The sequence below is a fragment of the Methylocystis sp. SB2 genome (genome assembly GCF_049817085.1).
Lineage (GTDB): Bacteria > Pseudomonadota > Alphaproteobacteria > Rhizobiales > Beijerinckiaceae > Methylocystis > Methylocystis rosea.
On the sequence record NZ_CP187401.1, the window covers coordinates 2,877,210 to 2,903,292 of the forward strand.

The window sequence follows — 26,083 nt, forward strand, 5'->3', positions numbered from 1 at the left end:
CGCTGGGCGAATACTGAACTTCCAGATCGGTTGATTGTTCCTCGCCGCGGCCCAACTGGCGCACGCTACTCTGGAAGATTGATCTCGTGCTGAGGGAACACGTGGCTGATGGTCACTGTTCCGGCGATGAGCAGAGGCGTCGCGAGAATCGCCCCGACCGGGCCCCAGAGCCATGTCCAGAACACGAGTCCCAGGAAGACCAGTCCGGGATTCAGAGTCAGTCGCCTGCCGATGACGCTCGGCGATACGACATTGGCCTCTAACGTATCTGCGACGAGAAGAATGAGCGGAGCGACGAGCGCCTGCGAAAGTGATCCGAACGTCGCGAAGCCGACCAGAAACAATGCGACGTAGATCGCGATCGGGCCGACATAAGGGATAAATTCGAGAGCGAAGGCGACGATGCCCCAAAGCAGCGGATTTGGAAGGCCGACAGCGAAAGCGGTCACGGCGACGATCAGCGCCAGAACGAGGTTGATGGCGGCGACCACCGCCATATAGCTCTTGAGATCGCGTTCGATGTTGTTCAGAAGCCGCAGCGTGCGCAACCGCGTTTCCTTGTCATCGAAGACGAAGACAAGGTAGCGGCGCAGCTCCTCTCGACCGGACAAGGAGAAGAACAAGGCCGCGAGAAATACAATCAACTCGCCGATGGTCGGGGTAAGAAAATTCATCGTTGATTGCAGGACTGCCGCTGCGTCGAAGGAGCCGCCCCCGGTTCGTGCGAATGTGCTTTGCAGCCGCTCCAGCGAAAACGCCGGGCCAAACGCCGATTGCAGCTTATCGCTGAATGAGGCCAACAGTTCGGGCGCGCGACCAACCCAGTCGACGGCGATCGTCGAGCCCTGAAAAATCGCTGCATGAATAATCAATAAGGCGCCCAAGACGACCGCAGCTGCAAAGACGCTGGGCGGCAGGCCCCATTTTCGCAGGGTGGTCACCCACGGCCCAAGCATGAAAGCGAGCACGCCTGCCGAAACGAGCGGCACCAACAGGGTTTGCGCCAGGCTCATCGCGACGGCGAGCATCAGCACGAACATGCCAATGAGCGCCCAGGATGAGATTCTCTGGAGATCGAGCGAGGATTCCAGCGGCTGGTCTTGGACCGTCTGCGTCGGCAAGTTGAGCCCCGGGAAAGCGCGACAATTCGGCGGAGACGTAACTCAACGGCGCCCGCCAATGTTCCACTGCGCCCGCTCGCCAGCTTGCGGGCAGTCGTTTTTTACAGTCCCGGAAAGATGTCCTTGCCGTCTTCGGCAAGTTTCGCTTCGCCTATCGATTTTTGAAATTCGCCAACGACGATCTGCGCTAGTCCGGTGAGCGTGAGATGGGTCGACTGCGTCGCAAGTCCAAGAGTCAACTTGGTCTTGCCCATGGCCTCGTTGGCATAACCGCGCATTTGATCGGTTGCGCCCGACTGCACAAGGTTGTCGAGCGCTTCCCACATCGAATCCTTCACTTGCGCGACCGAGTAGCGCGCCCGAGTTGAGCGCTCCAGATCGACAGAATTTTCCTCGCTCGCTGGTGGATTCGATGCATCGCCAGAACGGCGTTCTTCATAGGCGCAGATAATGGGGGCCCCGCCATTTTCAGTTAACGCATCCATCGATTCCATGCTCCCAAATCTCAATTCCTGGGTTCGGCCAATGCCGCCCGCCAGGATGAAAACTGATTTGAAGGGTTCTATGTTCCGAGGGCTCGCGCAGTCGCGTATTGCGCAGCTCGAGGCTCGCAGCGGCTGCTAAATAAAAAAGCGGCGTAACGAAAATGGCGATGCGCAATTTACTTGAACGGCTTCTCGACGCCTGGCGGCAATGCGACGTGGAACCCCTGGTTGATCGCCGAAAACATCTGATAAAAGCCGGACAGGACGACGAGTTCGATAAACCCTTCGACGCCGAACGCCTTGATGGCTTCGTCCTGAACGCTCTGCGGAATATTTCGCCAGGACAATGTCGACGCCAGCACCTCAGTGACGAGATCATAGGGCGATGAAGCGACGGCGCCTAAGTCGTCGCCTCTTTCCAGGGCGCTGATCAGCGAGGATGGAACGCCCGCCGCTTCGGCGTGCTGAACATGATCAGCCCATTCGAAGTCGGCCCCGGTCCGACGCGCGACGAGCAGCACAATGAACTGATAGACCTCACGGGGCAGATGGCCCTGGAATTTCAAATAATAGCCGAGGTCCTCAATTTTTTCGCAAAGCTGCGGATGGTTCATCAGGGCGGCGTAGGGGCCGCCGAAGCCCGCGCCTTGCGCCTTCCGCCGTTCGACCATGCGGTCGTAGCGCGCACGATCGGCCGGCGACAGCGTTGAAGGATCAAAAGGCAACTGAGCCATCGGCGCGTCCCCTGTCACTCGTGGTAGGAATAGGCCGCAATGGCCTCGGCCCAGTCCTTGACGGGCGTCGTGAAGGCCTTTTCGGCTTTGACGTCGATGAGGCAGGGGCCCACGCCCTGCAAGGCTCTTTCGAAAGCAGCGGCAAGATCGCCCGGAGAGCGCACGGTTTCGGCGCGAGAGCCCAGGGCCCGTGCGAACCCTGCCCAGTCGTGATCCGGCAATCGCGTCAATTCGTCGGGCGTTGGACCGAGTACATGCGCGCGCAACCAGACATTGCCAAGCGCGGCATTGTTGATGACGACATAGATCACCGGCAGCTGGTAGCGCGCCGCGGTCGCGATTTCCATGCCGCCCATGCGCATGCATCCATCGCCCGTGACGACCGCCACGCGGCGGTGCGGCTGCGCGCATTGGACGCCGATCGCAGCGCTGATCGCCCAGCCCATCGGGCCTAGATTGGTGGCGGACACATAGGTCTTGGGTTCGTAAGCCTCCCAGTAATGGCCGGCGAAAGCGCGATGCGCGCCGGAATCCACGACAAGAACGCCGTCGCGCGGGAATGCCTTTCTGAGTTCGCTGATGACGCGCGCCGGATGAATCGGAGCCGCATCGCTCCCGCAGTTTTCCGGATCCTGCAGGCGGGGTTGGGAGCGGATCTCGGACACCCAAGCCGCGCGTGCGGAGAGCGTCGGTTCGAGAGCCGCGCGCAATTTATCACCTTGGTCGAGCAGATAGGCAAGATAGGCGCCGCAGCTGCCAACGATCCCGCCGTCCTGGACATGCGTGCCGATCGCGGAGGGCAGCAAGTTCACGCAGATCGTCTTACTGGGTTTGACTTGGAGCGCCCAATGCATCGTGTCGCGCTCGTTTAGTCCTGACCCCAGAATGATCAGCAGATCGAGCGAGGGGTCCATCAAGGCGGCGCGGGAATGGTGCGTCCCCGCATAGCCGAACACGCCGAGCGAAAGCGGATGGTCTTCTGGGAAGACGCCCTTTCCGCGCAGTGTCGTCGCGACGGGAATGCGCCAGGTCTCGGCGAATTCCTTCAGCGCATCGGCGGCTTTCGAATGCTCGACGCCCGCGCCGGCCAATATGGCGATCTTGACAGGCGGCTTGCCGCCAGAACCGCCATGAAAATGTTCGAGCGACGACTCGGCGGCCGCCATCGACAGCGCGTTGTAATCGACCAAGGCCCGATCAATCGGCGTATGGCTGACGGAAATCTCGGCGGCCAGGCAGTCGCCTGGCAAGGAGAGATGCACGGGCGCGGCGGGACGAGTACGAAGATGTAGCAGGGCGTGCTCAAACAGATGCGGCATATTCTTCGGATTGTCGACGGAAGAAGAATAGCGCGTCAGCGGCTTCATGATCGCGACGTCATCCAGCGTCTGGGGGCTTGCGTCCTGGAATACGCCCAAGCCCTCGAGGACAGTCGCCACTTCGCCGCTCATCAGAAGAAGCGGCGACCCATCGGACTGCGCCGTCGCCACCGCGGTGACCGTATTGGTGAGTCCGGGTCCGCCGATGCAAAGCGCGGCGCCGAAATTTCCGCTCGCCCGCGCGTAGCCGTCCGCCATATAGGCGGCGCCGCCTTCTTGCGCGGCCACGATCGGCGTCAGCGCCTCCTGCCTTCCGAAAGCAGGCAGAAAAGGATCGACGAGGCCGCCGGGCACCATGAACACATGGTCGAGTCCTTCGCGCGCCAGCGCTTCGAGGATGAAATCGACCCCTAGGTGCATTCCCAGCTCCATTGACGCGTCAGGCGCGCGTGAAAAAAAAAGCGCATTCGCCAGCACTTCATATAGTCGAGCGCAAGCTTGAGGATCAATGGAGGATTTTAACCGCGACAGGCGCGGCGGGAGCAAGCGCCGTCTTGCGGCAAATCGCGAACTCGGCCGTCGCCGGAAGTGAATCCGTGCGACCGAGTTCCTATTTATGCTGTCGGCGCTGCTCCAACGGCCGCGCCGACGCGCTTTTCACATCTTCGGCTAGATGACCAAGGATCTGATCGTTCCCGTCGCAGAGGGCCTCTACTGCCCGCCTGGAAATTTCCACATCGACCCATGGCGCCCGGCGGCTCTGGCGGTGATTACGCACGGCCATTCTGATCACGCGCGATGGGGCAGCGGCGCCTATCTCTGTCACGAGGATTGCGCGCCGATCCTGCGCAGACGACTCGGCGACGTTCGCATCGAGACGCTGCGTTATGGCGAGAGCCGAGACATCGGCGAGGTGCGGCTCTCGCTGCATCCCGCCGGCCACGTCCTCGGCTCGGCGCAGGTGCGCATCGAGCATCGCGGCGAGGTCTGGGTCGCCTCCGGCGACTACAAGCTCGAAGCGGATGGCGTCAGCGCGCCTTTTGAGCCTGTCCCCTGCGACGTCTTCATCACCGAATCGACTTTCGGTCTGCCGATCTATCGCTGGCGCCCGCAAGCCGAAGTGATGGCCGACATTAATTCATGGTGGGCGGAAAATGCGCGCGCAGGACGGGCCAGCGTCATGCAGGCCTACGGGCTTGGCAAAGCGCAGCGCCTGCTCAAACATCTCGACGCGAATATCGGCCCGATCGTCTGCCATGGCGCGATCGAACCGCTCAATGAAATTCATCGCGATCTCGGCATAGCGCTGCCGCCAACCCTCAACGTCGGCGCGCTCGACAAGGCGGGGCTTTCGCGCTGCTTTGCGCTGGCGCCGCCCCATGCCGTACAAAGCGGATGGATTCGACGCTTTGGCGATCATTCCGACGCGTTCGCCAGCGGATGGATGCAACTGCGCGGCAATCGGCGACGCCGCGGCGTCGACCAAGGCTTCGCGCTTTCCGATCATGCCGACTGGCCGGGTCTGTTGCAGGCGATCGCCGCAACCGGCGCAGAGCGTATCCTTGTCACGCATGGAAGCGGGGAGGCGCTTTCGCGCTATCTGCGCGAAAAAGGATATGACGCGCGGCCGATGGCGACCGAATATGGCGACGAAGAGGGCGAGGCGGAGCCGAACGTCGACGCCGACACCGACACAGACGGCGCATGAAGACCTTCGCCACGCTCTACCGGCGCATCGACGCCGCGACGTCGACGCAGCATAAGAGACAGGCGCTGATCGACTATCTGCGCCTTGCGGTCGGCGATCCGGAGCAATACGCCAGCGCCGCCTGGACGGTCTATTTTCTCGCCGGCGGCAAGCCGCGCCAGATGATCTCGACCAAGCTCCTGCGCCAGCTCGCCTTGGAGGCGACGGATCTGCCCGAATGGCTCATTGACGAGTGCTATCACAGCGTCGGCGACCTCGCCGAGACTCTGGCGCTCTTGCTGCCGCCGCCGAGCCGCGTGGAAGACGCGCCGCTCGACGTCTGGATGAATGAACGGCTATTGCCCTTGCGCGAGCTTGATGAGCCCGCCCGGCTGTCGGCGCTACGCGACTGGCTCGACGCCATGCCATCCGACGACCGCTTGCCGTTCTTCAAGCTCGTCACCGGCGAGTTGCGCATCGGCGTCTCGAAGCTGCAAATGACCCAAGCGATCGCCCAGGCGACGGAGCTTGACGCCAAGCTCGTCGCGCAGCGGATGATGGGCTACACGCAGGCGAATCGCGCGCCTCAGGCGCAGGATTTCGTCGCGCTCGTCGCGCCAGCCGAGGCGGGCGAAGATGGGCGGCCTCTGCGTGGTCAGCCTTATCCGTTCTTTCTCGCGCATTCGCTTCAGGCGCCGCTCTCGGCCTTTCCAGAACTCCTCGGCCCCGTCGACGACTGGCTCGTTGAATGGAAATTCGATGGCATACGCGCGCAGTTCATTCATCGCGCCGGCGAGTGGTGGCTGTGGTCGCGCGGCGAAGAACTCGTCAGCGACAGCTTTCCGGAGCTTGCCGCGCTCGTCGATTTTCTCCCCGACGATATTGTCCTCGATGGCGAGCTCATCGTCGTCGCGCCTCGTTCGGACGCGCGTTCCGCGGTGGACGATCTTAGCGATCTGCGCCCCTTTTCTGAATTGCAGCAGCGTCTCGGACGCAAGGTTCTCACGCCAAAAATGCTGCGCGACAGGCCAGTGGCGCTGATCGCTTATGACCTTCTCGAAAAAGACGGCCACGATCTGCGCGAAAAGCCGCAGCGGGAGCGTCGCGTGCTTCTCGAGGAGGTCGTGTCGCGCGCGCATTCTGCCGCGATGCAGGTGGGCGCCGATTTGCCGTTGCGACTGAGTCCAGCGCTGACGCAACCCGATTGGGATGCCTTCGCGCGACAGCGCGAAGAGGCGCGGGCGCGCGGCGCCGAAGGGATGATGCTGAAGGCGATGGGCGCGCCTTATGGCGTCGGACGCCAGAAAAGCGGCGCCAATCTCTGGTGGAAATGGAAGCTCGATCCAATGAGCGTCGACGCGGTGCTGATCTACGCCGCGCGGGGACACGGGCGACGCTCCGGCGTTTACAGCGACTACACGTTTGCGGTGTGGAGCGGCCCGCCGGAGCAGACGGACCGCACGCTGCTGACCTTCGCCAAAGCCTATTCCGGGCTTTCGGACGAGGAGATGCGCAAGGTCGACGCGACGATCAGAAGGACGACGATCGAGAATTTCGGGCCGGTGCGCAGCGTGCGCCCAACGATGGTTTTCGAACTTGGCTTTGAGGGAATCGGCGCCAGCAACCGTCACAAAAGCGGCATCGCCGTGCGATTTCCGCGCATGTTGCGCTGGCGACAGGACAAGCCCGTGGAGGACGCTGATACGATCGAGGCGCTACACGCGCTGTTGCCTGGCGGCGGCGCATGAGCGGACGACGCGCCAAACAGTCCGCCGTGAAGAGCTTACTCGCGGAGCGCGGCTGGAAGCCGTTTCCCTTCCAGCGGGACATGTGGCGTGAAATGGCGGAGGGACGCAGTGGCTTGCTGCACGCGACGACAGGCGCCGGCAAAACTTTGGCCGTCGCGCTCGGCGCCTGGCAGGCGCTCGCGGATGACGCGGAAGAGCCGCCACGACTCTGTGTTCTCTGGGTCACGCCGATGCGGGCGCTGGCCGCGGACACCGCCAAGGCGCTCAAAGAGGCGTTTGACGGTCTCTCCGCGCATGGCCAGCGCTGGACGGTCGGCGTTCGCAGCGGGGATACGGCCTCCGCCGAACGCGCCCGGCAGGCGCGTCGTCCGCCTAGCGTGTTGATCACGACGCCGGAGAGCCTGTCGCTCATGCTCTCGCGCGCCGACGCTCGCGAATATCTCGGCGCGATCAGATGCGTTGTCGTCGACGAGTGGCACGAACTCATCGGCAATAAGCGCGGCGTGCAGACGCAGCTCGCGCTGGCGCGGTTGAAGCGTTGGCGTCCCGATCTGCTGATTTGGGGCATGTCGGCGACGCTTGGCGATCTTGAAGAAGCAAAGCGCGTCCTGCTCGGTCCAGCCGATGCGCCGCGCGGCGCGATCGTCGCGGGCGGCGTGCGCAAGGAAATCGTCATCGACACGTTGTTGCCTGAAGATTTCGCGCGCTTTCCCTGGGCTGGGCATCTTGGGATCAAAATGGCGCCGCAGGTGGTCGCGGAGATTGAGCAATCTCCGACATCGCTCATTTTCACCAACACGCGCTCGCAGGCGGAAATCTGGTATCACAATCTCTTGCGCGCCCGACCCGATTGGGCGGGGCTCATTGCCGTGCATCACGGCTCGCTGGTGCGCGAGTCGCGCGATTGGGTTGAGGATGGACTTAAGTTCGGCAAGCTTAAAGCGGTCGTCTGCACGTCCAGCCTCGATCTTGGCGTCGATTTTCTTCCCGTCGAACGCATCCTGCAGGTCGGCTCGCCCAAGGGCGTCGCGCGCCTTCTGCAGCGCGCCGGCCGCAGCGGCCATGCTCCGGGGCGCACGTCGCGCATCACGCTCGTCCCGAGCCATGCGCTCGAGCTTGTCGAATCGTCGGCCGTGCAGCAGGCGGTGCGCGAGGGCCGCATCGAAAGCCGCCGCACGCCGAATGCGCCGCTTGACGTGCTGGTGCAGCATCTCGTCACCATCGGACTGGGCGGCGGGTTCAGGCCTGACGAATTGCTCGCGGAAATTCGTTCGACGGCGGCCTATGAACATCTTTCCGAAGAGAATTGGCGCTGGTGTCTCGACTTCGTGAGCGGCGGCGGACCGAGCCTTTCGGCCTATCCCGAATATCGCCGCTGCGGCCCTGGCGCCGACGGCGTGTGGCGGGTCGCGAGCAAGCAGATCGCTTTGCGCCATCGGCTCAACATCGGGACGATCACGGCGGACGCGAGCGTGCTCGTTCAATACGGACCCGCGCCGCCGGGTCAAAAGCTCGGCGTCGTGGAGGAAAGCTTTATCGCGCGGCTGAAACCCGGCGACAGCTTCTGGTTTTCAGGACGGCTGTTGGAGTTCGTGCGCTTGCGCGATCTCATCGCCTATGTCCGTCCGGCGAAGGCGCGCAGCGGCGCCGTTCCGCGCTGGGACGGCGGGCGAATGCCGCTTTCCACGACTCTGGCCGACGCCATGGTCGAGCAATTGCAGCGCGCGGCCGAGGGGCGTTATGACACGCCGGAGCTGCGGGCGGCTGAGAAAATGCTGAGATTGCAAGCGCGCTGGTCGCATCTGCCGACGCCGACGACGTTGCTTGCTGAGACATTGAAGAGCCGCGACGGCTGGCATTTGTTCCTCTATCCCTTTGCGGGCCGGATTGCGCATATCGGCATGGCGAGCCTCATCGCTTGGCGCGCGGCGCAGAAATCCGCCAGCACGTTCTCGATCGCCGTGAATGATTACGGCTTCGAGCTGTTGAGCGCCGACCCGCGCGACTGGGCCGCCATGCTGCCGGAACTGATTGCGCCGCGCGCCATTCATGATCTGACGCATGAAACGCTCGCGAGCCTGAACGCTGCGGAGTTGGCGCGCCGGCGTTTTCGCGACATTGCGCAGATCGCCGGTCTCGTTGTGACGACCTATCCCGGACAACATAAGAGTATGCGCCAGTTGCAGGCGTCATCCAGCCTGTTCTACGACGTCTTTCGCAAATTCGATCCGGAAAACGGGTTGTTGCGCCAGGCTGAGCGCGAGGTCCTGGAAGACGCGCTCGACATCGCGCGTCTTGCCGAAAGCTTCGAGCGGCTGCAAAATAGAGAGATCGTCCATGTCGCGCTGCAGCGCTGCTCGCCGCTCGCCTTTCCGCTGATGGTCGAGAGAATGCGCGAGCGCCTCAGCAATGAGACGCTCGCGGCGCGCATCGAGCGCATGATTTCGCAGCTGGAGCGCGCCGCGGACAAATGTTAGAGCCTGAAAAGACGTTGCGGAGAGAAGGCGCCGGCCTCGTCTCCTCTCACGAGCATCGCGGCCTGGTTTTGTTGCCGCAGCGCGCCGTCTGGCGCGTTGAGACGCGCACGCTGTTCGTCGCCGACGCGCATCTTGGAAAGGCGGCGACATTTCGTACGCTCGGCCAACCGGCGCCGACGGGAACGACGCGCGACAATCTCGACCGGCTCGACGCGCTTATAGATCGATTCAATCCCACCCGGCTCGTTTTCTTGGGCGATCTGTTTCACGCGCGGCAGGCGCATGCGCCGAGCGTGGCGGCCGCGTTTCTCGACTGGCGCAGGCGCCGCGCCGCGTTGCGCCTCACGCTCGTGCGCGGCAATCATGATCGGCGCGCAGGCGATCCTTCAGAACAGTTCGGAATCGAGCTTGTCGACGAGTCTTACGACGCAGAAGGGATTGTCGCACGTCACCACCCGCTCGCGTCCGACGAATGCGAAGGGCAGGGGGCGACCATTCTTGCGGGGCATCTTCACCCATGTGTCCGGTTGAGCGGGGCCGCGCGCGACAGCGTTCGTCTTCCCTGCTTTGTGCTGCAGGCGCGACAGGTCGTGCTGCCCGCCTTCGGCGCGTTCACGGGCGGCGCGCTGGTGCGCGGGCGCGATGTCAGGACCTGCGCGATCGTCGATGAACGATGGCTCGTTGCTGGCTAGCTGCGCGTTGCATGAGCGTGGCGACAGGCGGCGAGGGCGGATGACGGTGCAATTTGATTTCGTCTCCCAGCAGGCCAAGCGCTTTCACTTTGGCGTAATGCGCCGCGATCAATTGTTCTCCAATGTCGCGTCGGTAACGCATGTTGGGGATATGCACGCGCTCAATCAGCCGATAGGCGTCGCGGCGCGCGCTCTGGATCGTTCGCCCGCAGCCCGTCGCCACCATCGTCCAGCCATAGGCGCCCGCGGTGACCAGCTGGCCGTTGTCGAGAGCCACTTCGCAGTAATGCAGATGTTCCTGGTCCCTGCAGGACAATGCGCCGTCAAAGAGGATCGGCATGCCGATCGGCTCTTCCGCCTGTCGCCGCGAATAGGGGAAAGGCGGGACCGTTAGGACAACTCCGACCGAGAACCCGTCATCGACGTCCAGATGATCCCTGTCGCGGCGGACCATCGCCTCAAACAATTCAGCCCAGGACGTTCGCTGTAACGGCGACAGAATAGCGAAGCCCGGATAGCCGAATCTGCAGGTGAATTCGAGCGGCCAGGTACCTTGCTCATTGACGATGGTGTTCAGGTTCACATAGCCGCAGTGGCCGTGACGCCTAAGCAAAGGCTCGATTCTCGCCAATGTTTTCTCAAAGAAGAGGGTCGAGTTCTCGAATGTAGCGACGGTGCCCATTTCTCCTGTCAGCTCGCCAAGGTCGCCCGGAAAGAAGCGCTTGTGCTCCCAGTCGAGACAGGCAGGCCGCAAAAACTTCTCGCCGTCGAAATAAGCGCCGACGCCCATCTCGACGCCATCTATGAAATCCATCAGGACGAAGCCGGCTTCGTCCGCCGGAGTGTCCGGCAGATTTTGCAGCAGCGCGGAAATGTCGCGTCCGTCGGCGAGACCGCCGGCGAAGTTGCGATGCGCCAAATCGGGCGAATTGAATTTCAGGACATAGCGTCTGGGGCGCTCGCGAAGGAAGCGTAACCCCTCCTGCCTTTTCGAAAAATGGCGGGTCTCCACGGTTGAGAGGCCGAGTTCAGCGAGAAGGCTCTGCGCATAGGCGCGGTCAACTTCAAGCCGGTCGCCGAAAGCGCTTCCGCCGATGACATTGAATCCGTCTTTTCGCAACTCGTCCTGCAAGCCGCCGCATGAGACGTTTTCGAAGAGAATGATTCCCTCGTCGCCGGCGCCCTTCACCCATTGCAGTTCCGAACGCCAATCGTCTGTCTTGGCGATCATTCCGTTCAGAATGTTCCGGCAAAGCGGCGCGTCGATGAAGACTTTGACCTCATGTCCTTCCGCCGAAAGTCGAAGATAGAGCGCGGCGAGGTCGCAGTAGTTCCCAATCCCCAGAACCCGCATGGACGCTCCTAGGCCGCTTCGCGCGGCGACTCCATCTGCAGCCGGAAATGACGACGGTAGCGCTCGAAGCATCGCGCGCCATGCCAAAGCCGAAGAACCGCGCCTTCGCCGATAGCCTGCGCGCGTCGCGGATCTTCCTCAACGAGAGGGCGCAGAACTTCGCGATTCCACGCCTCGGAGTGTTTGACGTCGAGAATCGCATGCAGCGAAAAATACTGCCGCTGCTTGCCAGGAACTTTGAGTCGCCGCAGCCCGCGTTCGACATGGATCGCGCGTCCGGGCGCCGTCATCTCGATGGCGCCGAGCGCGCCGATCGAATGGAAGGCGTAGCGACGATTGCTGGCGAGCGCCACCATCATATTGCCGAGCGCGAGCGACTCCGGGCAGACGTGCTCCGGCCGCGCGTCGACGCAAAAATAGGCGGCGAGCCGCGCCAGCATCGGACCGTGCATCCCCTGCGCATTGCCTCGGCCCATTTCGTCCCAGTAATTTCGCGCCATTTCGAGCTTGGGCGTCTGCGGCATTTTGATTTGCGTGAGGGCGACGAGATCGTCGAACCCTGCTTCGCCGGACACTTCCTGCTCAAGAAACCATTTCATGTCCTCGAAGCTCGCCAATCGCTCGAGCCAGGGGAACAGCGGATCGTTCTGGCCTGGTCCCTTCTCGGCAAGGCGCTCATACCAGTTCAGGAAGGCGTCGGCGTCGCTTGGAATATCGGCGACGAAGGGCGCGATCGCCGCGCGAACGCTCTCCACATAGGCGATCTCCGCCTCGGCGAGAGCGGCGCGCGCATGCACGTCAGCGCGCCAGTCGCCGGTGGGCGTTAATGGCTCGAGCCGGGCGCCATTTCGTCGGCAAAGTTCTCTCTGGAAGCGCTCAAAGGCCGCGCCGTTGAGCGCCGGGGCCAGGGCGATCCAATCGGGGTCACGCATATGTCAGCCTTCTTTCTTGATGTTGAGGAAGACTGCGGCGATGCGGTCAACATTGTCATAAGCGGAGCGCTCCAGCTCTTCGCCGAAGACGTCAGGGTCGACCTCGTCGTAATCGAAGGTTACCGGCGAGGCGTCGAGGATTGGCGTCACGGCGGCAAGGAACTGGTCCACGCCGCCGACGATCGGCGAGCCGGTATAGAGCAAGAGCCTTCCGCTTTCCGTCAGACGCGGGATGCCCTCCAGTACAATGTCGACGGAAAGGGAGATGCCGAACTCGCCGCCCCCATGGCGATAAAGACGTTGGTAGTCATCGACGAGATAGGGCGGATTGGCGATGATATAGTCGAACAGTCCGCCAGCGTTCTGGAAGAGATCGCTGTGAACAGCCTGTGTGCGCTTCAATCCGTTCAACGCAGCATTCACGCGCGCATATCGCACCGCTTGGGGATTGATGTCGGCGAGCAGCAGCTCGACGCCGGGTCTCATCAGGCTCGCCGCGAAAATCCCGCCCGCGCCGCTGCCGCACCCGATGTCGACGAAACGGCGAGGCGCCGAGGCTGAGAGAGGCTGCGAATTGAGGACAGATTCGACGCACCGCGCGAAACGGTAAGTGTCAGGTCCGAAGAAAACAGAGTCAGCGGCGTCCGTGGGAAAGGCCGAGTGCGCAAAGAGCTGGTTCTTAAGAGTCGAGAAACGGACCTTGCTGCGCAAGAGTCCGTTGCAATGCGCTAGCGCCTTCGCCTCGGCGAGAGTGCGCAACATCGGCGCCGGCAGATCACTCGCAGAAAAGGGCAGACTCCACCCGAATGCGCACGTCAAATTCGATCCATCCACCGCCGGACGTTGCACGACGCGGTTATGCGTCAGCGGCGTCGTGGTGGTGAAGCGGTAGTTCTGGTCCCGAAGGAACGCGCCCAGCCGTAGCAGCGCCTCGTCCGCGACGCTCAGACCTTGGTGAGTAGCCGTCGACGGCGCGGTAGCCGTCTCGTCAGAGCAGAGATCCAGTTGCATCCATCGCCCCAAGCGCCAAGAGAGGTCTCAACTCGCGGCGATGACGATAGTTCCGATACGTTTGTGCTTGCGCCAAAGTTGGATCGTAAAGCCTGCGGCAAGCGCGAGAGCGGGTAGCTAACTCTTGGCGTCGATCGCGCGCCGTTCTCCCGATGGGAGCGTGTTCGCTTCGTCTTTGAGATCGACGCCGGTCAGCTGGCGTCGGCGCGCTTCGTTGCAAAGATAAAGCAGCTTGTGCGCGGCGTCGGCATAGGAAAGACCTTGCGGGCGGATATTCGAGAGGCAGTTGCGCTCGGCGTCGGTGCGGCCGACGCGCGGCGCAAATGTGAGATAGACGCCCATGCTGTCCGGCGAGGAGAGTCCTGGTCGTTCGCCGATGAAAACCGCGACAAGCCTTGCCCCAAGCGTTTCGCCGATATCGTCGCCGAGAGCGACCCGCCCCTGTTCGGCGAGAACGATCGGCGCGATTTTCCACGATGTTCGATCGAGAGACTTCAGGGCTCTTTCGAGCACTGGAATTGCGTGCCGGGCGATTGCGCGGGCGGAAAGCCCTTCGGCGATGACGAACGATAGGTCGTAATCGCCCGCGAAAGCTTTGAGATGCTCGCGGGAATCGTCGTCCAGTTTTCGACCAAGGTCGGGACGCAGCAGAAAGCTTCGCCGATCGCGGGCGGCGCTCTTCACGCGGATGGCCGTCAGCCCGCGCGAGGTCAGCTCATCAAGGAGCAAGTCGGCGTCGAGCCGCTCTTCGACCGCATCCCGCGCTTCGGCATGCGCCAACTGGAAATCGAGCGTAGCGCGCGTCGTCAGCGCCGCTCCGGCGCGTGGGAGGAAAATTCTTGCCGACGTCGCCGAACGCAGGATCGCAATTTTGTCGAGAGGCGTCGGGCGATCATCGGCCATCCTCAGGCTCTTTCGAGAAGCGGCGCAAAGGTTGCAGGCAGCGCCAGCGGCTGCAATTCGCCACGCGCGTCCGTCAAACCGACGTCAGCGAGCCATTGCGCAAATTCGGGAGCGGGCGCCAGATTCAGCATGCGCCGAACGGCAAGCACATCATGATAGGAGGTGCTCTGGTAATTCAGCATGATGTCGTCCGCGCCGGGGACGCCCATGACATAATTAACGCCGGCGACGGCGAGCAGCGTCAGCAGATCATCCGTATCATTCTGGTCGGCTTCGGCGTGGTTCGTGTAACACACGTCGCAGCCCATCGGCAGTCCAAGCAGCTTGCCGCAGAAGTGGTCTTCGAGCGCCGCCCGCGTGATCTGCTTGCCGTCGAAGAGATATTCAGGGCCGATAAACCCAACGACGGTGTTGACCAGCAGAGGATCGAATGCCCGCGCGACGCCATAGGCGCGGGCTTCAAGCGTCTGCTGATCGCAATTCCAGTGAGCATTGGCTGAAAGCGCGCTGCCCTGGCCAGTCTCAAAATACATGACATTGTCGCCGATCGTTCCGCGTCTGAGCGCAAGCGCCGCCTCGCGCGACTCGCGCAACACTGCGAGGTCGATCCCAAAGCTGGCATTGGCGGCCTGCGTGCCGCCGATCGATTGAAACACCAGATCGACGGGCGCACGTCGCTCCATCAGCTGAAGCGTCGTCGTCACATGGGCGAGCACGCAGGATTGCGTCGGAATGCTGAGCGTCTCGCGCAGTTCATCGAGAAGGCTCAGGAGTTCGTAGCACTGCTCCGGACTGTCGGACGCGGGATTGACGCCGATGACTGCGTCGCCATTGCCGAGCAGAAGCCCGTCGATGGCGCTTGCGAGGACGCCGCGCGCATCATCGGTCGGATGGTTGGGCTGAATGCGCGATGACAGTCGCCCGCGCAGGCCGAGCGTATTGCGAAATTTCGTGACGACGCGCCGCTTGGCGGCGATCAGAATCAGGTCCTGGTTGCGGCAGATCTTCGAGACCGCTGCGGCCATTTCAGGCGTCAGTCCGAAGGTCAAGGCGGCGAGCGTGTCCTCATCGACGGCGTCGGAGAGAAGCCAGTCGCGAAATTCTCCGACGGTCAGCGAGGCGATTGGCGCAAAGGCGTTTCGGTCGTGGCCGTCGAGGATCAGTCGCGTGACCTCGTCCTTTTCGTAGGGGACAAGCGCTTCGTTCAAGAACACGCTCAAGGGCAGATCAGCGAGGGCCATCTGCGCAGCGACGCGTTCCGCGGCGCTCGTCGCCGCAATGCCGGCGAGGCAGTCCCCGGAACGCAATGGGGTCGCCTTGGCCATCAGCGTTTTAAGGTCTGGAAACCTGTAGCTCGTTCCACGTATCGTCGTTGCATACATGGCCAGACCTCGAAAGACCTTCTCACAGGCTATGGCGCCCCAGCGGACATGTCACTGTCCGCGCGTAAGGTTTTCCCCAAGGCCCTTCGTAGCCCATGGCCTTTGCGCGCCAGCCGCATATATTAGCTCAGTCAGAGTTTGTTATATTGCCCCGCCGGAGCCGATGTCAGCCCAGACCGCAGATCCAGAAGCCCTGATACGCGCGCTTCCGCTCTGGCGCGGGCCGATCGGGATCGCGCCGTTGCTCGGCGGCATCACCAACAAGAATTATATCGTCAAGGATGGCGATCGATCCGTCGTCGTTCGCCTTGGCGGCGACATTCCGGTTCATGGCGTCATGCGCTTTAACGAATTGGCGGCGAGCAGGGCTGCAGGCACCGCCGGCATATCGCCGAAAGTTCTGTATGCCGCGCCGATGGCGATGGCGCTCGAATATATTTCTGGCCGCACCTATGAGCCCGAGGACATGCGGGCGAACCGCAGACGCTGCGTCGATCTGATCAAGCGCGTTCATCGTGAGGTTGCGCTGCATTTGCGTGGGCCGACCCTGGCGTTCAACGTCTTCCATATCATTCGCGACTACGCCCATACGCTGATCGAGGACAAAAGCCGGATGGCGGCCAAATTGCCGCGCTTGCTCGCCGCGAGCGAGAATTTGGAAAAAGCGATGGGCGCGATCGACCTCGTCTTCGGCCATAATGATCTCCTCGCCGCGAATTTCATCGACGACGGGCGTCGCCTTTGGCTCGTCGATTGGGATTATGCGGGATGGAATACGCCGCTGTTCGATCTTGGCGGACTCTCGTCGAATAATGGCTTTGACGCCGCGGACGGCGACGCGATGCTCGAGGACTATTTCGAGGCGGCGCCGACCGATGCGTTGCGGCGCCGCTTCAAGGCGATGCTTTGCGCCTCGCTGTTGCGCGAAGCGTTGTGGAGCCTTGTCTCAGAGAGTCGGTCAACGATCGACTTCGATTACGTCGCTTACTCAGAACAAAATCTGACGCGCTTCGATGACGCCTGGGCTGCGTTTCAGCAGATGGAAAAGTCATGACGGATCTCCCCGCAAGTGCGCAGATCATCGTCGTGGGCGGCGGCATCGTCGGCTGCTCGGTGGCCTACCACCTCGCCAAGCGCGGCGTCGAGACGCTGCTGCTTGAACGACATCAATTGTCGTCGGGTTCGACGTGGCATGCGGCGGGACTGATCGGTCAGTTGCGGACCAACGCCAATATCACCAAGCTCCTCGGCTATTCGGTGGAGCTCTACGATCGGCTCGAAGCAGAGACCGGCTATGCGACGGGCTGGCGACGCAATGGCGGGTTGCGACTCGCCTGCAACGCCGACCGATGGATCGAAGTCAAGCGGCAGGCGACGTCCGCTCGGAGCTTCGGCCTGGAGATGCAACTCCTAAGCGCCAAGGAGGCGCAGGCGCTCTGGCCGCTGATGAATGTCGATGACGTCGTCGGCGCGGCCTTCCTGCCGACCGATGGACAAGCGAATCCTTCAGACATCACCCAGGCGCTCGCGAAAGGCGCGCGGCTTGCCGACGCCAAGCTTGTCGAGGGCGTCGCCGTCACGGATTTCATCATTGAGAACGATCGCGTGCGCGGCGTCGTCACGAATCGCGGCGCTATCGCCTGCGAGAAGCTCGTGCTCTGCGCCGGCCTCTGGACCCAGCCGCTCGCGGCGCGCGCCGGCGTCGCCGTTCCGCTCTCGGCGGTGCATCACCAATATCTCGTGACCGAAAAGATTAGCGGCGTGACGAGCGATCTGCCGACGCTGCGCGATCCGGATCGGCTCACCTATTACAAGGAGGAGGTCGGCGGACTCGTCATGGGCGGCTACGAGCCCAACCCAGTGCCTTGGTCGTCGGGCGCCGTGCCGGAGGATTTCGCCTTTCGGCTTCTCGAAGACGACTGGGATCATTTCGAGCCGATCATGGATCTGGCGCTCGGCCGCGTGCCGGCGCTCGCCGAGGCCGGCGTCAAGCAGATGATCAACGGCCTCGAAAGCTTCACGCCCGACGGCAATTGGATGATTGGCGAAGCGCCGGAGGTGCGCAATTTCTTCGTCGGCGCCGGCTTTAATGCTTTCGGCATTGCGTCTGCGGGCGGCGCGGGCATGGCGCTCGCGGAATGGGCCGCCGACGGCGAACAGCCGTTCGATCTCTGGCCGGTCGACATCCGCCGCTTCGGCGCGCCTCACAGGGATCCGAACTGGGTGCGCGTGCGGACGCTCGAAGCCTATGCGCGCCACTACAGCATCGCCTGGCCCTTCGAAGAATTTACGTCGGGCCGGCCGCTGCGGCGCTCGCCGCTCTATGACCGCCTCAAGGCTAAGGGCGCGTGCTTCGGCGAAAAGATGGGCTTTGAACGACCCAATTGGTTCGCGGATGTGAGCGCGGGCGAAGCGCCGCGGGATCGCTATTCGTTCGGCAGGCCGGGCTGGTTCGATGCGGTCGGGCGAGAGCATCGCGCATGCCGGGAGGCGGCGGCGCTTTTCGATCAGACAAGCTTCGCCAAGGCGCTGATTGTCGGCAATGACGCCGAAGCGGCGCTGTCCTGGATCGCCGCCAACAATGTCGCCAAGCCGCCGGGCGCCGTCGCCTATACGCAGTTGTTAAATCGCAAGGGCGGGATCGAATGCGATCTGACGATCACGCGATTGGCGAAGGACCGCTTCTATGTCGTGACGGGAACGGCCTTCGGCACGCATGACTTTGACTGGATCAGGCGATTGATTCCCGAAGGCATGGACGCGCGCGTGATCGACGTCACCTCGGCAAATTCCGTGCTCGCGTTGATGGGTCCGCGCGCGAGAGAGATTCTGCAATCGTGCTGCGACGACGATCTTTCGAACGCCGCATTCCCATTCATGACTTCTCGCGAAATTCGCTTGGCGGGCGCGCCAGTGCTGGCGATCCGCGTCACTTATGTGGGCGAACTCGGCTGGGAGCTTCACATCCCTGTCGATTTCGCTGTCTCCGTCTATGACGCGCTGGTTGGCGCGGGCGCGCCCTTCGGCCTTGTCGACGCGGGCTATCGAGCCATCGAGTCTCTGCGTTTGGAGAAGGGCTACCGCGCCTGGGGCGCAGATATCGGTCCGGATCACACGCCGCCGATGGCGGGACTTGGCTGGGCCGTCAAGATGAAGTCGGGCGCGCCCTTTCAGGGGAGAGACGCGCTCGATCAAGCTGCGGGATCGCCATTGCCGCGGCTTCTTGCCGGCTTCGCCGTCGACGATCCTGAGATCGTGCTGCTCGGGCGCGAAACGATCTATCGCAGTGGCCTGCGCGTCGGATGGCTATCGAGCGGCGGCTATGGCTATTCGATCGGCAAGGCGGTCGGTTACGGCTATGTCCGCAACTCGGACGGAGTCGATCCGACTTTTGTGCTCTCTGGCGAATATCAACTCGAAATCGCCGGCGAGCGCCGGCCGGCGACCGTCTCTCTTTCGCCGTTCTATGATCCGAAAGGCGAACGCATTCGGGCATAACCGCTGCAGCTATGCTTCAAGTGAATGGCCGACATTGGCGGCGCCACGATTGCGCGGCGCGTGAAATTTCGAGATCGCTTCCTCGACCGCGTCGAGCGCGAGATCGAGGTCGTCTTGCGATATGACGAAGGGCGGCGCCAGCCGGACCACGGTGTGATGCGTCGCGGTCGTCAGCACGCCTTTGGCAAGCAAGCCCTCGCAGATTTCTCGTGCGCTCGCGTAACGCGGGTCTATGTCGACGCCGGCCCACAGGCCGCGCCCGCGAACTTCGCTGATCGCCGGGGCGCGCATCGCGTGCAGCCGTTGCAGCATTCTCGCGCCAAGCGCCTGGCTGCGTTCGACCAAACGTTCGTCACGAATGACATGCAGCGCTTCTAGTCCCACGGCGGCGGCGAGAGCGTTGCCGCCGAAGGTCGATCCGTGCGAGCCCGGCGTGAAAACATCCATCACTTCGCGTTTCGCCACGAAGGCGGAGACGGGCAGCACACCGCCGCCGAGCGCCTTTCCCAGCATCACGCCATCGGGAAGGACATTCTCATGCTCAAAGGCGAACCAGGCGCCGCTGCGCCCCAAACCCGACTGGATTTCGTCCAGCAGCAGCAAAACGCCGCGTTCGTCGCACAGTCGGCGTAGCCCCGCGAGCCAGCCGTCCGGCGGCACGATGACGCCCGCCTCTCCCTGGATCGGCTCCACGAGAATAGCGGCGGTCCGCGGCGTGATGGCGGCTTCGAAGGCCGCGAGATCGCCAAACGGGGCGGCGCAAAAGCCCGGCATGAAGGGGCCAAACCCGTCTCGATATTCGCGCTCCGAGGAGAAGCTGATGATCGCGGTGGTGCGGCCGTGGAAATTGCCAGCGGCGACGATAATCTCTGGGTCGACGACGCCCTTTACGCGATTGCCCCAGCGGCGCGCCGCTTTGATCGCCGTCTCAACCGCCTCCGCGCCGGAGTTCATCGGCAGAGCGACATCAAGCCCCGTCAGTTTGCAGAGCTCCTCGAGAAACGGCGCGAGCCGATCATTGTAAAAGGCGCGGGACGGCACCGCGAGCCGCTGCGCCTGCTCAGCGAGCTTTGTGAGGATTCGAGGATGCGCGTGACCGAGGCTCACTGCCGAATAGGCGCTCATCATGTCGATGTAGCGCCGACCTTCGACATCCCACAAATACGCTCCCTGACCGCGCGTCAGTAGGACAGGCAGCGGGTCGTAGTTTCCGGCGACGTGCGGGTTACTGAACTCCGTATTGTCCATATCCGAGAGCTTTTGGCGCGCATTCGCATTGGATAAATGCGTGCGAACGTTCCATGTGCTGACTACATTACATGGGCACATGCGGGGCGCGGCGCCAGCCGCGCATCAGCCGCGAACAATCGGGAGTTGAAATGGAGGCGCGCGCTTTAGATCGTGGCCTCGCCGGGGAAGCTGCGGCCCTCCTGCGCAAGCTTGGGGTCCAATCACAGACGTTTGAGCGAGGCTCGGTGACGGCTCGCTCGCCAATTACTGGCGAGGCCATCGCGCGCGTCGAGAGCGCGAACTCGGCGGCCGTGCATGGCGCCATCGCCCGCGGCGCGAATGCGTTTCGCAGCTGGCGCAGCGTCCCGGCGCCGCGTCGGGGCGAGTTCGTGCGCCTGCTGGGCGAGGAGCTTCGGGCGGCCAAGACCGAGCTGGCGCAACTTGTCACGATCGAAGCGGGCAAAATCACCACGGAGGGCCTCGGTGAAGTCCAGGAGATGATCGACATCTGCGACTTCGCCGTCGGCCTCTCGCGTCAGCTCCACGGTTTGACGATCGCCACGGAGCGTCGAGGCCATCGGATGATGGAGACTTGGCGCCCGCTCGGCGTCGTCGGCGTGATCACCAGCTTCAACTTTCCCGTCGCCGTCTGGGCCTGGAACGCCGCGCTTGCGCTGGTCTGCGGGAACACGCTGATTTGGAAGCCTTCGGACAAGACGCCGCTTGTCGCGCTGGCGACCCAAGCGCTGTTCGAACGCGCCGCAGCGCGTTTCGGCGACGCGCCGGACGGGCTTTCAACCGTGCTTGTCGGCGGGCGCGACGTCGGTGAAACGCTTGTCGAAGACGCGCGGATTCAACTTATTTCCGCGACGGGTTCGACGGCGATGGGGCGCGCCATCGCGCCGCGCCTCGCGGGTCGTTTCGCGAGATCAATTCTGGAGCTCGGCGGCAACAACGCCGCCGTCGTTTGCGCCTCTGCGTCGCTTGATCTCGCCGTTCGTGCAATTGCGTTCGCGGCCATGGGCACCGCGGGTCAGCGCTGCACGACGCTGCGGCGGCTGATCGTACATGAAGATGTCTATGACGAGCTTCTCGGCCGCTTGCGGCGCGCTTACACAACGGTTCCGGTCGGCGATCCCCGCGACGGCGCCGCGCTTGTCGGCCCGCTCATTGATCAGGACGCCTATGCCGCGATGCGCGGCGCGCTCGATGAAGCGCGCGCAGCAGGGGGCGTGATCCTCGGCGGAGAGCGCGTGCTGACGGAGACATTCCCCGACGCGTTCTACGTCCGCCCGGCGCTCGTCGAAATGCCGGGGCAGACGGACGTCGTTCGGCGGGAGACATTCGCGCCCATCCTTTATGTGATGAAGTTCCGCAGCCTCGACGAAGCGATAGAGCTCAATAACGATGTCGCACATGGCCTTGCGTCGTCGATCTTCACCGCGCGTCTGGACGAAGCCGAGCGGTTCATGGCCGCCGACGGATCGGATTGCGGCATCGTCAATGTGAACATCGGGCCTTCCGGCGCCGAGATCGGCGGAGCCTTCGGTGGCGAGAAGGATACGGGCGGCGGCCGCGAAGCGGGCTCCGACTGCTGGAAGTTCTATATGCGCCGCGCCACCAACACGATTAACTATTCGGGCGAACTGCCGCTGGCGCAGGGCGTCAAATTCGATCTGGACATATAGCGCATGACGCTACGCTCATGATTTCCGCCGCTGATGGATTACATACCCGAAGGGTAGCGAAGGTCACAAAAAAATGAACGACGCTTCCGCTGACTCGATTCGGACCATGTTCGCATCGGCGGTCTCGGACATGTATCAGGCCGAAGCGCCGCAGTATCGCGCGATGAAGGCGCTCGTCGCGGACGTGAACAAGGAGACGCTCGCCGACGCGCCGCAACTCAAGCGGCGACTTGAGGAAAACAACGAACTCGAGGCACTCGACGTTGAGCGCCATGGGGCGATTCGCGTCGGAACCGCCGAGGAACTGTCGACGCTGCGCCGGCTCTTTGCGATCATGGGAATGGCGCCCGTCGGCTATTACGATCTGTCGATCGCCGGAATTCCAGTGCATTCGACGGCATTCCGTCCAATTGGCGAAAGGGCATTGCGGGCCAATCCCTTTCGCATTTTCACTTCTCTTCTCAGGCTGGATCTCATCGGGAATGCGCAGGCGCGCGAGATCGCCGCCAAGGTTCTGGCGCAGCGCGACATTTTTACGCCCCGCTGCCGAGCCCTGATTGATCTCTTCGAAAGACGCGGGTTCGACGACGGAGAGGCGCGCGAATTTGTCCTGGAAGCGGCGAAGATTTTTCGCTGGAACGGGCAGGCGACGGTCTCTTCGGCGGTGTATCGGACGCTCAATGCGACGCATCCGCTGCTCGCCGACATCGTCTGTTTCAAAGGACCGCACATCAACCATCTCACCTTGCACGCGCTCGATATCGACGCCGCGCACAGCGCCATGGCGGCGCGCGGCATGAATCCGAAGACGATTGTCGAGGGCCCGCCGCCTCGCCGCTGCCCGATCCTGTTGCGCCAGACGAGCTTCAAGGCGCGTCCCGAGCCTGTCGAATTCATCGAGGAAGACGGCGGGCGCGTGACGGGCGCCCATGCCGCACGTTTTGGCGAGATCGAGCAGAGGGGCGCGGCGCTGACTGCGAAGGGACGCGCGCTCTATGACAGGCTTCTCGCCGAAGCTCAGGCCGCGGTTCCGCTCGCGACGGACGGCGCCAATGCGCTCGCCTTTAACGAGGAGTTGGCGCGGCGCTTCGCGGCGTTTCCCGATGATGATGAGACGCTGCGGCGCGAAAAGCTCGCCTTCTTCCATTATTCGGTCGATACAAGCGCGGGGGGAGGTGAGTCGACATCTGCCGGCTCGTTGGACGATCTTCTGCGGACGGGAGCTCTGCGCGCCGACCCGATCGTTTACGAGGATTTCCTGCCGGTCAGCGCCGCAGGGATCTTTCGCTCGAATCTCGGGGAGCATGGCGAAGAGGAATTGATCGCGCGCGCCGACCGACGCGCCTTCGAGGCCGCGCTCGGCGCGCCGGTTTTCAATGAGCTCGCACTCTACGAGGAAGCGGAGACGCGCTCCTTAGGCGCAAGCCTGCGGGCGCTTGGCGTCGATCGCGCCGCTTGGGTTCAAGCGCCAAAAACGGGCGCCGCGCCTATTGGCGCGGCGGAAAGCAGCCATAACTGAGGAGTAGGGCGCTCGACGCATGGGCGGAGGCGCCGCGGTATCGGAAGGCGCATGCGACGCATCCTGGTTACGGGCGCCCTCGGCCAGATCGGCGCCGAACTGACGCCGGCGCTTCGAAAGCGATATGGCGCGGCGCGCGTCATCGCCTCAGACCTCGCAGAGGCGCGGCCATCTGACGATCATTATGAACGTCTCGACTGCACGCAAGCGCAGGCGGTCGCCGATCTCATGAGCCGGCGCGACATCGACGTCGTCTACCACCTCGCAGCGCTGCTCTCGGCGATTGCCGAGGATAGGCCGCAGGACGCCTGGAGCGTCAATATGAGCGGCCTCTACAATGTGCTGGAGGCGGCGCGCCGCTTCGGCTGCCAGGTGTTTTTCCCAAGCTCGATTGCGGCGTTCGGCCCGTCGACGCCGCGCCGCGGCACGCCGCAGATCACCATTCAGCGGCCAACGACCATCTACGGCGTCACCAAGGTCGCCGGCGAATTGCTCTGCGACTATTACGCGACGCGCTTTGGCGTCGACGCGCGCGGATTGCGCCTGCCGGGCCTCGTTTCCTCCGCGGCGCCGCCCGGCGGAGGCACGACCGACTACGCCGTCGAAATGTTTCGCGCGGCTGTTCGGCGCAAGCGCTATTTCTGCTTCCTCGCCGCAGAGACCCGACTCGACATGATGTATATGCCGGATGCGACGCGCGCGATCATGGAGCTCATGGAGGCTGAGCCCAAGCGCCTGCGGTTTCGCAATGCGTATAACGTCTCCGGCATGAGCGTCACGCCGCGCGAAATCGCCGCGGAAATCCGCAAACATGCGCCGTCGTTCGCCGTCGAGTATCGCGTCGATCCGAAGCGTCAGGCGATCGCCGATTCCTGGCCGCAATCGCTCGAGTGCGGCGCCGCGAGGGTCGATTGGGATTTCAGCCCACGCTTCGATCTCGCCGCCATGACGCGGGATATGCTCGCGCGTCTTGGCGCGGCGACAGATCCGTTTGACGATCCGAATTCTGACGAGGTCCCCAATGCCAATGCAGGGTTTGGCTAAGGCGCTCGCCGCGCAGCTCGGCGAACTCTCGCAGGCCGGGCTGCTCAAGGGCGCGGAAAGCGTGCTCTGCGGCGTCATTGCTCCGCGTGGCGGCTGCGGTCCGCGCTTTCTCATCGAAGGCGAAGGCGACAAGCCGTTCCTGCGCATGAACGCCAACAATTATCTTGGCATGTCGCTGCGCGAAGAGGTGATTGACGCCGAGGATGCGGCGGCGACGAACTATGGCGCCGGGCCCGGCGCGGTGCGCTTCATCAGCGGCACCTGGTCGCCTCATGTCGCCTTGGAGCGTCGGCTCGCCGCCTTTCATTCGCGGCCGTCGGCGATCATCTTTTCGTCGGCCTATGCGGCGATCATGGGCCTCATTCCACAGCTCGTCAGCAAGAAGACCGCCGTCATCAGCGACGAGCTCAACCACAGTTGCATCATCAATGCGATCTCTCTCGCGGCGCCTTCGGAGAAGCGGATCTACAGACATCTCGACATGGGCGAACTCGAGCGCTGTCTCGACGAGACCGCGAAATCATGCACCCGCGCCATCATCGTGACCGACGGCGTGTTCAGCATGCGCGGCGATCACGCGCCGCTCGACCGCATCATGACGCTGGCGCGCAGTCGCGATAATGCCTTCGTGGAGGGCGCGATCGTCGTCGTCGATGATTCGCATGGCGTCGGCGCGCTTGGCGCGACCGGGCGCGGCGCGGAAGAATATACGCGGTCAGTTCCGATCGACATTCTGGTGGCGACGCTCGGCAAGGCCTTCGGCGTCAATGGCGGCTATGTCGTCGGCGACGAAATCCTCATCCGCTACCTGCGCGAGCGCTCGCCCTTCTACGTTTACTCGAATCCCATCACGCCGGCGGAAGCCGCCGCCGCGCATAAGGCGATCGACCTGCTGGACAGTGCGAACGGCCTGTCGTTGCTCGAGCATCTGCGCGCCATGACCGCACGCTTTAAGGCGGGGCTTGTCAGACTCGGCTTCGAGACGCTGCCCGGGGAGCATCCGGTCGCGCCGCTCGTGACCCGCGACAGCGCCCGCACCGTGGCGCTCGTCGAGCATCTGCGGCGGCGAGGCATATTGGTTACCGGGCTGACCTATCCGGTCGTGCCGAGGGGTGACGAGGAGATCCGCTTTCAGATCAGCGCGGATCACACGGCCGCCGACATCGATGCGGCGTTGGCGGCGCTGGCCGAGATGGCCGAGGCGAATGTCTCGCTGGCGCGGGCGAAGCAGCTGTAGCGCGCTATCTACCGTGGCGGCG

At 63.2% G+C, this 26,083-nt stretch carries 20 protein-coding genes; 10 read left to right on the top strand and 10 right to left on the bottom strand.

Annotated elements, in window-relative coordinates; translation table 11 throughout:
• Positions 1-65: 65 nt before the first annotated feature.
• The 4 genes from ACPS74_RS14090 to ACPS74_RS14105 all read right to left on the bottom strand — a co-directional run bounded on the left by ACPS74_RS14090 (position 66) and on the right by ACPS74_RS14105 (position 4,079).
• Complete coding sequence (locus tag ACPS74_RS14090) at positions 66-1,121, bottom strand: AI-2E family transporter (RefSeq protein ID WP_051381667.1); 1,056 nt, start codon at positions 1,119-1,121, stop codon at positions 66-68.
• A 101-nt stretch (positions 1,122-1,222) separates the two neighbouring features.
• Positions 1,223-1,615, bottom strand: coding sequence for a CsbD family protein (locus tag ACPS74_RS14095; protein WP_029648314.1), 393 nt, complete (start codon positions 1,613-1,615; stop codon positions 1,223-1,225).
• A gap of 167 nt (positions 1,616-1,782) precedes the next feature.
• Positions 1,783-2,340: a carboxymuconolactone decarboxylase gene (locus tag ACPS74_RS14100; protein ID WP_029648313.1), complete on the bottom strand. Its 558-nt coding sequence runs from the start codon at positions 2,338-2,340 to the stop codon at positions 1,783-1,785.
• Between the two features lie 14 nt (positions 2,341-2,354).
• The gene (locus tag ACPS74_RS14105) at positions 2,355-4,079 is read right to left on the bottom strand and encodes a thiamine pyrophosphate-binding protein (protein ID WP_029648312.1); all 1,725 of its coding nucleotides are present in this window, start codon (positions 4,077-4,079) and stop codon (positions 2,355-2,357) included.
• A 253-nt stretch (positions 4,080-4,332) separates the two neighbouring features.
• Here ACPS74_RS14105 and ACPS74_RS14110 point away from each other — a divergent pair, with 253 nt between their 5' ends.
• From ACPS74_RS14110 to pdeM, 4 genes are read left to right on the top strand one after another with little or no spacing between them, the layout of a single operon-like run.
• Positions 4,333-5,367, top strand: a complete 1,035-nt coding sequence (locus ACPS74_RS14110) for a ligase-associated DNA damage response exonuclease (RefSeq protein ID WP_029648311.1) — start codon at positions 4,333-4,335, stop codon at positions 5,365-5,367.
• Positions 5,364-7,094: an ATP-dependent DNA ligase gene (locus ACPS74_RS14115; protein ID WP_029648310.1), complete on the top strand. Its 1,731-nt coding sequence runs from the start codon at positions 5,364-5,366 to the stop codon at positions 7,092-7,094. Before ACPS74_RS14110 ends, ACPS74_RS14115 begins: the two co-directional genes overlap by 4 nt.
• On the top strand, positions 7,091-9,571 hold the full coding sequence (locus ACPS74_RS14120; protein WP_029648309.1) for a ligase-associated DNA damage response DEXH box helicase: 2,481 nt from the start codon (positions 7,091-7,093) through the stop codon (positions 9,569-9,571). Before ACPS74_RS14115 ends, ACPS74_RS14120 begins: the two co-directional genes overlap by 4 nt.
• The gene (gene pdeM / locus ACPS74_RS14125) at positions 9,565-10,263 is read left to right on the top strand and encodes a ligase-associated DNA damage response endonuclease PdeM (RefSeq protein WP_029648307.1); all 699 of its coding nucleotides are present in this window, start codon (positions 9,565-9,567) and stop codon (positions 10,261-10,263) included. Before ACPS74_RS14120 ends, pdeM begins: the two co-directional genes overlap by 7 nt.
• On the opposite strand, the gene ACPS74_RS14130 is transcribed toward pdeM, so the two are convergent.
• From ACPS74_RS14130 to ACPS74_RS14150, 5 genes are all read right to left on the bottom strand, one after another.
• Positions 10,217-11,617 (bottom strand): phosphoribosylglycinamide synthetase C domain-containing protein, encoded by a 1,401-nt coding sequence (locus ACPS74_RS14130; RefSeq protein WP_083481286.1) that lies wholly within the window; start codon positions 11,615-11,617, stop codon positions 10,217-10,219. The genes pdeM and ACPS74_RS14130 overlap by 47 nt on opposite strands.
• Before the next feature lie 8 nt (positions 11,618-11,625).
• On the bottom strand, positions 11,626-12,549 hold the full coding sequence (locus ACPS74_RS14135; protein WP_036241215.1) for an iron-containing redox enzyme family protein: 924 nt from the start codon (positions 12,547-12,549) through the stop codon (positions 11,626-11,628).
• A gap of 3 nt (positions 12,550-12,552) precedes the next feature.
• The gene (locus tag ACPS74_RS14140) at positions 12,553-13,560 is read right to left on the bottom strand and encodes a methyltransferase (RefSeq protein ID WP_083481285.1); all 1,008 of its coding nucleotides are present in this window, start codon (positions 13,558-13,560) and stop codon (positions 12,553-12,555) included.
• A 117-nt stretch (positions 13,561-13,677) separates the two neighbouring features.
• Positions 13,678-14,463, bottom strand: a complete 786-nt coding sequence (eutC, locus tag ACPS74_RS14145) for an ethanolamine ammonia-lyase subunit EutC (protein WP_029648302.1) — start codon at positions 14,461-14,463, stop codon at positions 13,678-13,680.
• A 2-nt stretch (positions 14,464-14,465) separates the two neighbouring features.
• Entirely contained in the window at positions 14,466-15,845 is a 1,380-nt protein-coding gene (locus ACPS74_RS14150) for an ethanolamine ammonia-lyase subunit EutB (protein ID WP_051381666.1), read from the bottom strand.
• A gap of 163 nt (positions 15,846-16,008) precedes the next feature.
• Between ACPS74_RS14150 and ACPS74_RS14155 the strand changes: the two genes are divergently transcribed.
• Together ACPS74_RS14155 and ACPS74_RS14160 are read left to right on the top strand one after the other, a co-directional pair.
• Positions 16,009-16,899: a choline kinase family protein gene (locus ACPS74_RS14155; protein WP_029648300.1), complete on the top strand. Its 891-nt coding sequence runs from the start codon at positions 16,009-16,011 to the stop codon at positions 16,897-16,899.
• Positions 16,896-19,343 carry a GcvT family protein gene (locus ACPS74_RS14160; protein ID WP_029648299.1) on the top strand — a complete coding sequence of 816 codons (2,448 nt, stop codon included), beginning with the start codon at positions 16,896-16,898 and terminating at the stop codon, positions 19,341-19,343. The genes ACPS74_RS14155 and ACPS74_RS14160 overlap by 4 nt, the downstream gene beginning before the upstream one ends.
• Positions 19,344-19,352: 9 nt before the next feature.
• On the opposite strand, the gene rocD is transcribed toward ACPS74_RS14160, so the two are convergent.
• On the bottom strand, positions 19,353-20,591 hold the full coding sequence (rocD, locus tag ACPS74_RS14165) for an ornithine--oxo-acid transaminase (RefSeq protein WP_036241214.1): 1,239 nt from the start codon (positions 20,589-20,591) through the stop codon (positions 19,353-19,355).
• Between the two features lie 131 nt (positions 20,592-20,722).
• Here rocD and ACPS74_RS14170 point away from each other — a divergent pair, with 131 nt between their 5' ends.
• The 4 genes from ACPS74_RS14170 to ACPS74_RS14185 all read left to right on the top strand — a co-directional run bounded on the left by ACPS74_RS14170 (position 20,723) and on the right by ACPS74_RS14185 (position 26,061).
• On the top strand, positions 20,723-22,261 hold the full coding sequence (locus ACPS74_RS14170; protein WP_029648297.1) for an L-piperidine-6-carboxylate dehydrogenase: 1,539 nt from the start codon (positions 20,723-20,725) through the stop codon (positions 22,259-22,261).
• 73 nt (positions 22,262-22,334) lie between these two features.
• Positions 22,335-23,780 (top strand): 2-oxoadipate dioxygenase/decarboxylase HglS, encoded by a 1,446-nt coding sequence (gene hglS, locus ACPS74_RS14175; RefSeq protein WP_029648296.1) that lies wholly within the window; start codon positions 22,335-22,337, stop codon positions 23,778-23,780.
• 51 nt (positions 23,781-23,831) lie between these two features.
• Positions 23,832-24,824, top strand: coding sequence for an NAD-dependent epimerase/dehydratase family protein (locus tag ACPS74_RS14180; protein ID WP_029648295.1), 993 nt, complete (start codon positions 23,832-23,834; stop codon positions 24,822-24,824).
• Positions 24,802-26,061, top strand: coding sequence for an aminotransferase class I/II-fold pyridoxal phosphate-dependent enzyme (locus ACPS74_RS14185; RefSeq protein WP_036241213.1), 1,260 nt, complete (start codon positions 24,802-24,804; stop codon positions 26,059-26,061). The genes ACPS74_RS14180 and ACPS74_RS14185 overlap by 23 nt, the downstream gene beginning before the upstream one ends.
• Positions 26,062-26,083: the final 22 nt, after the last annotated feature.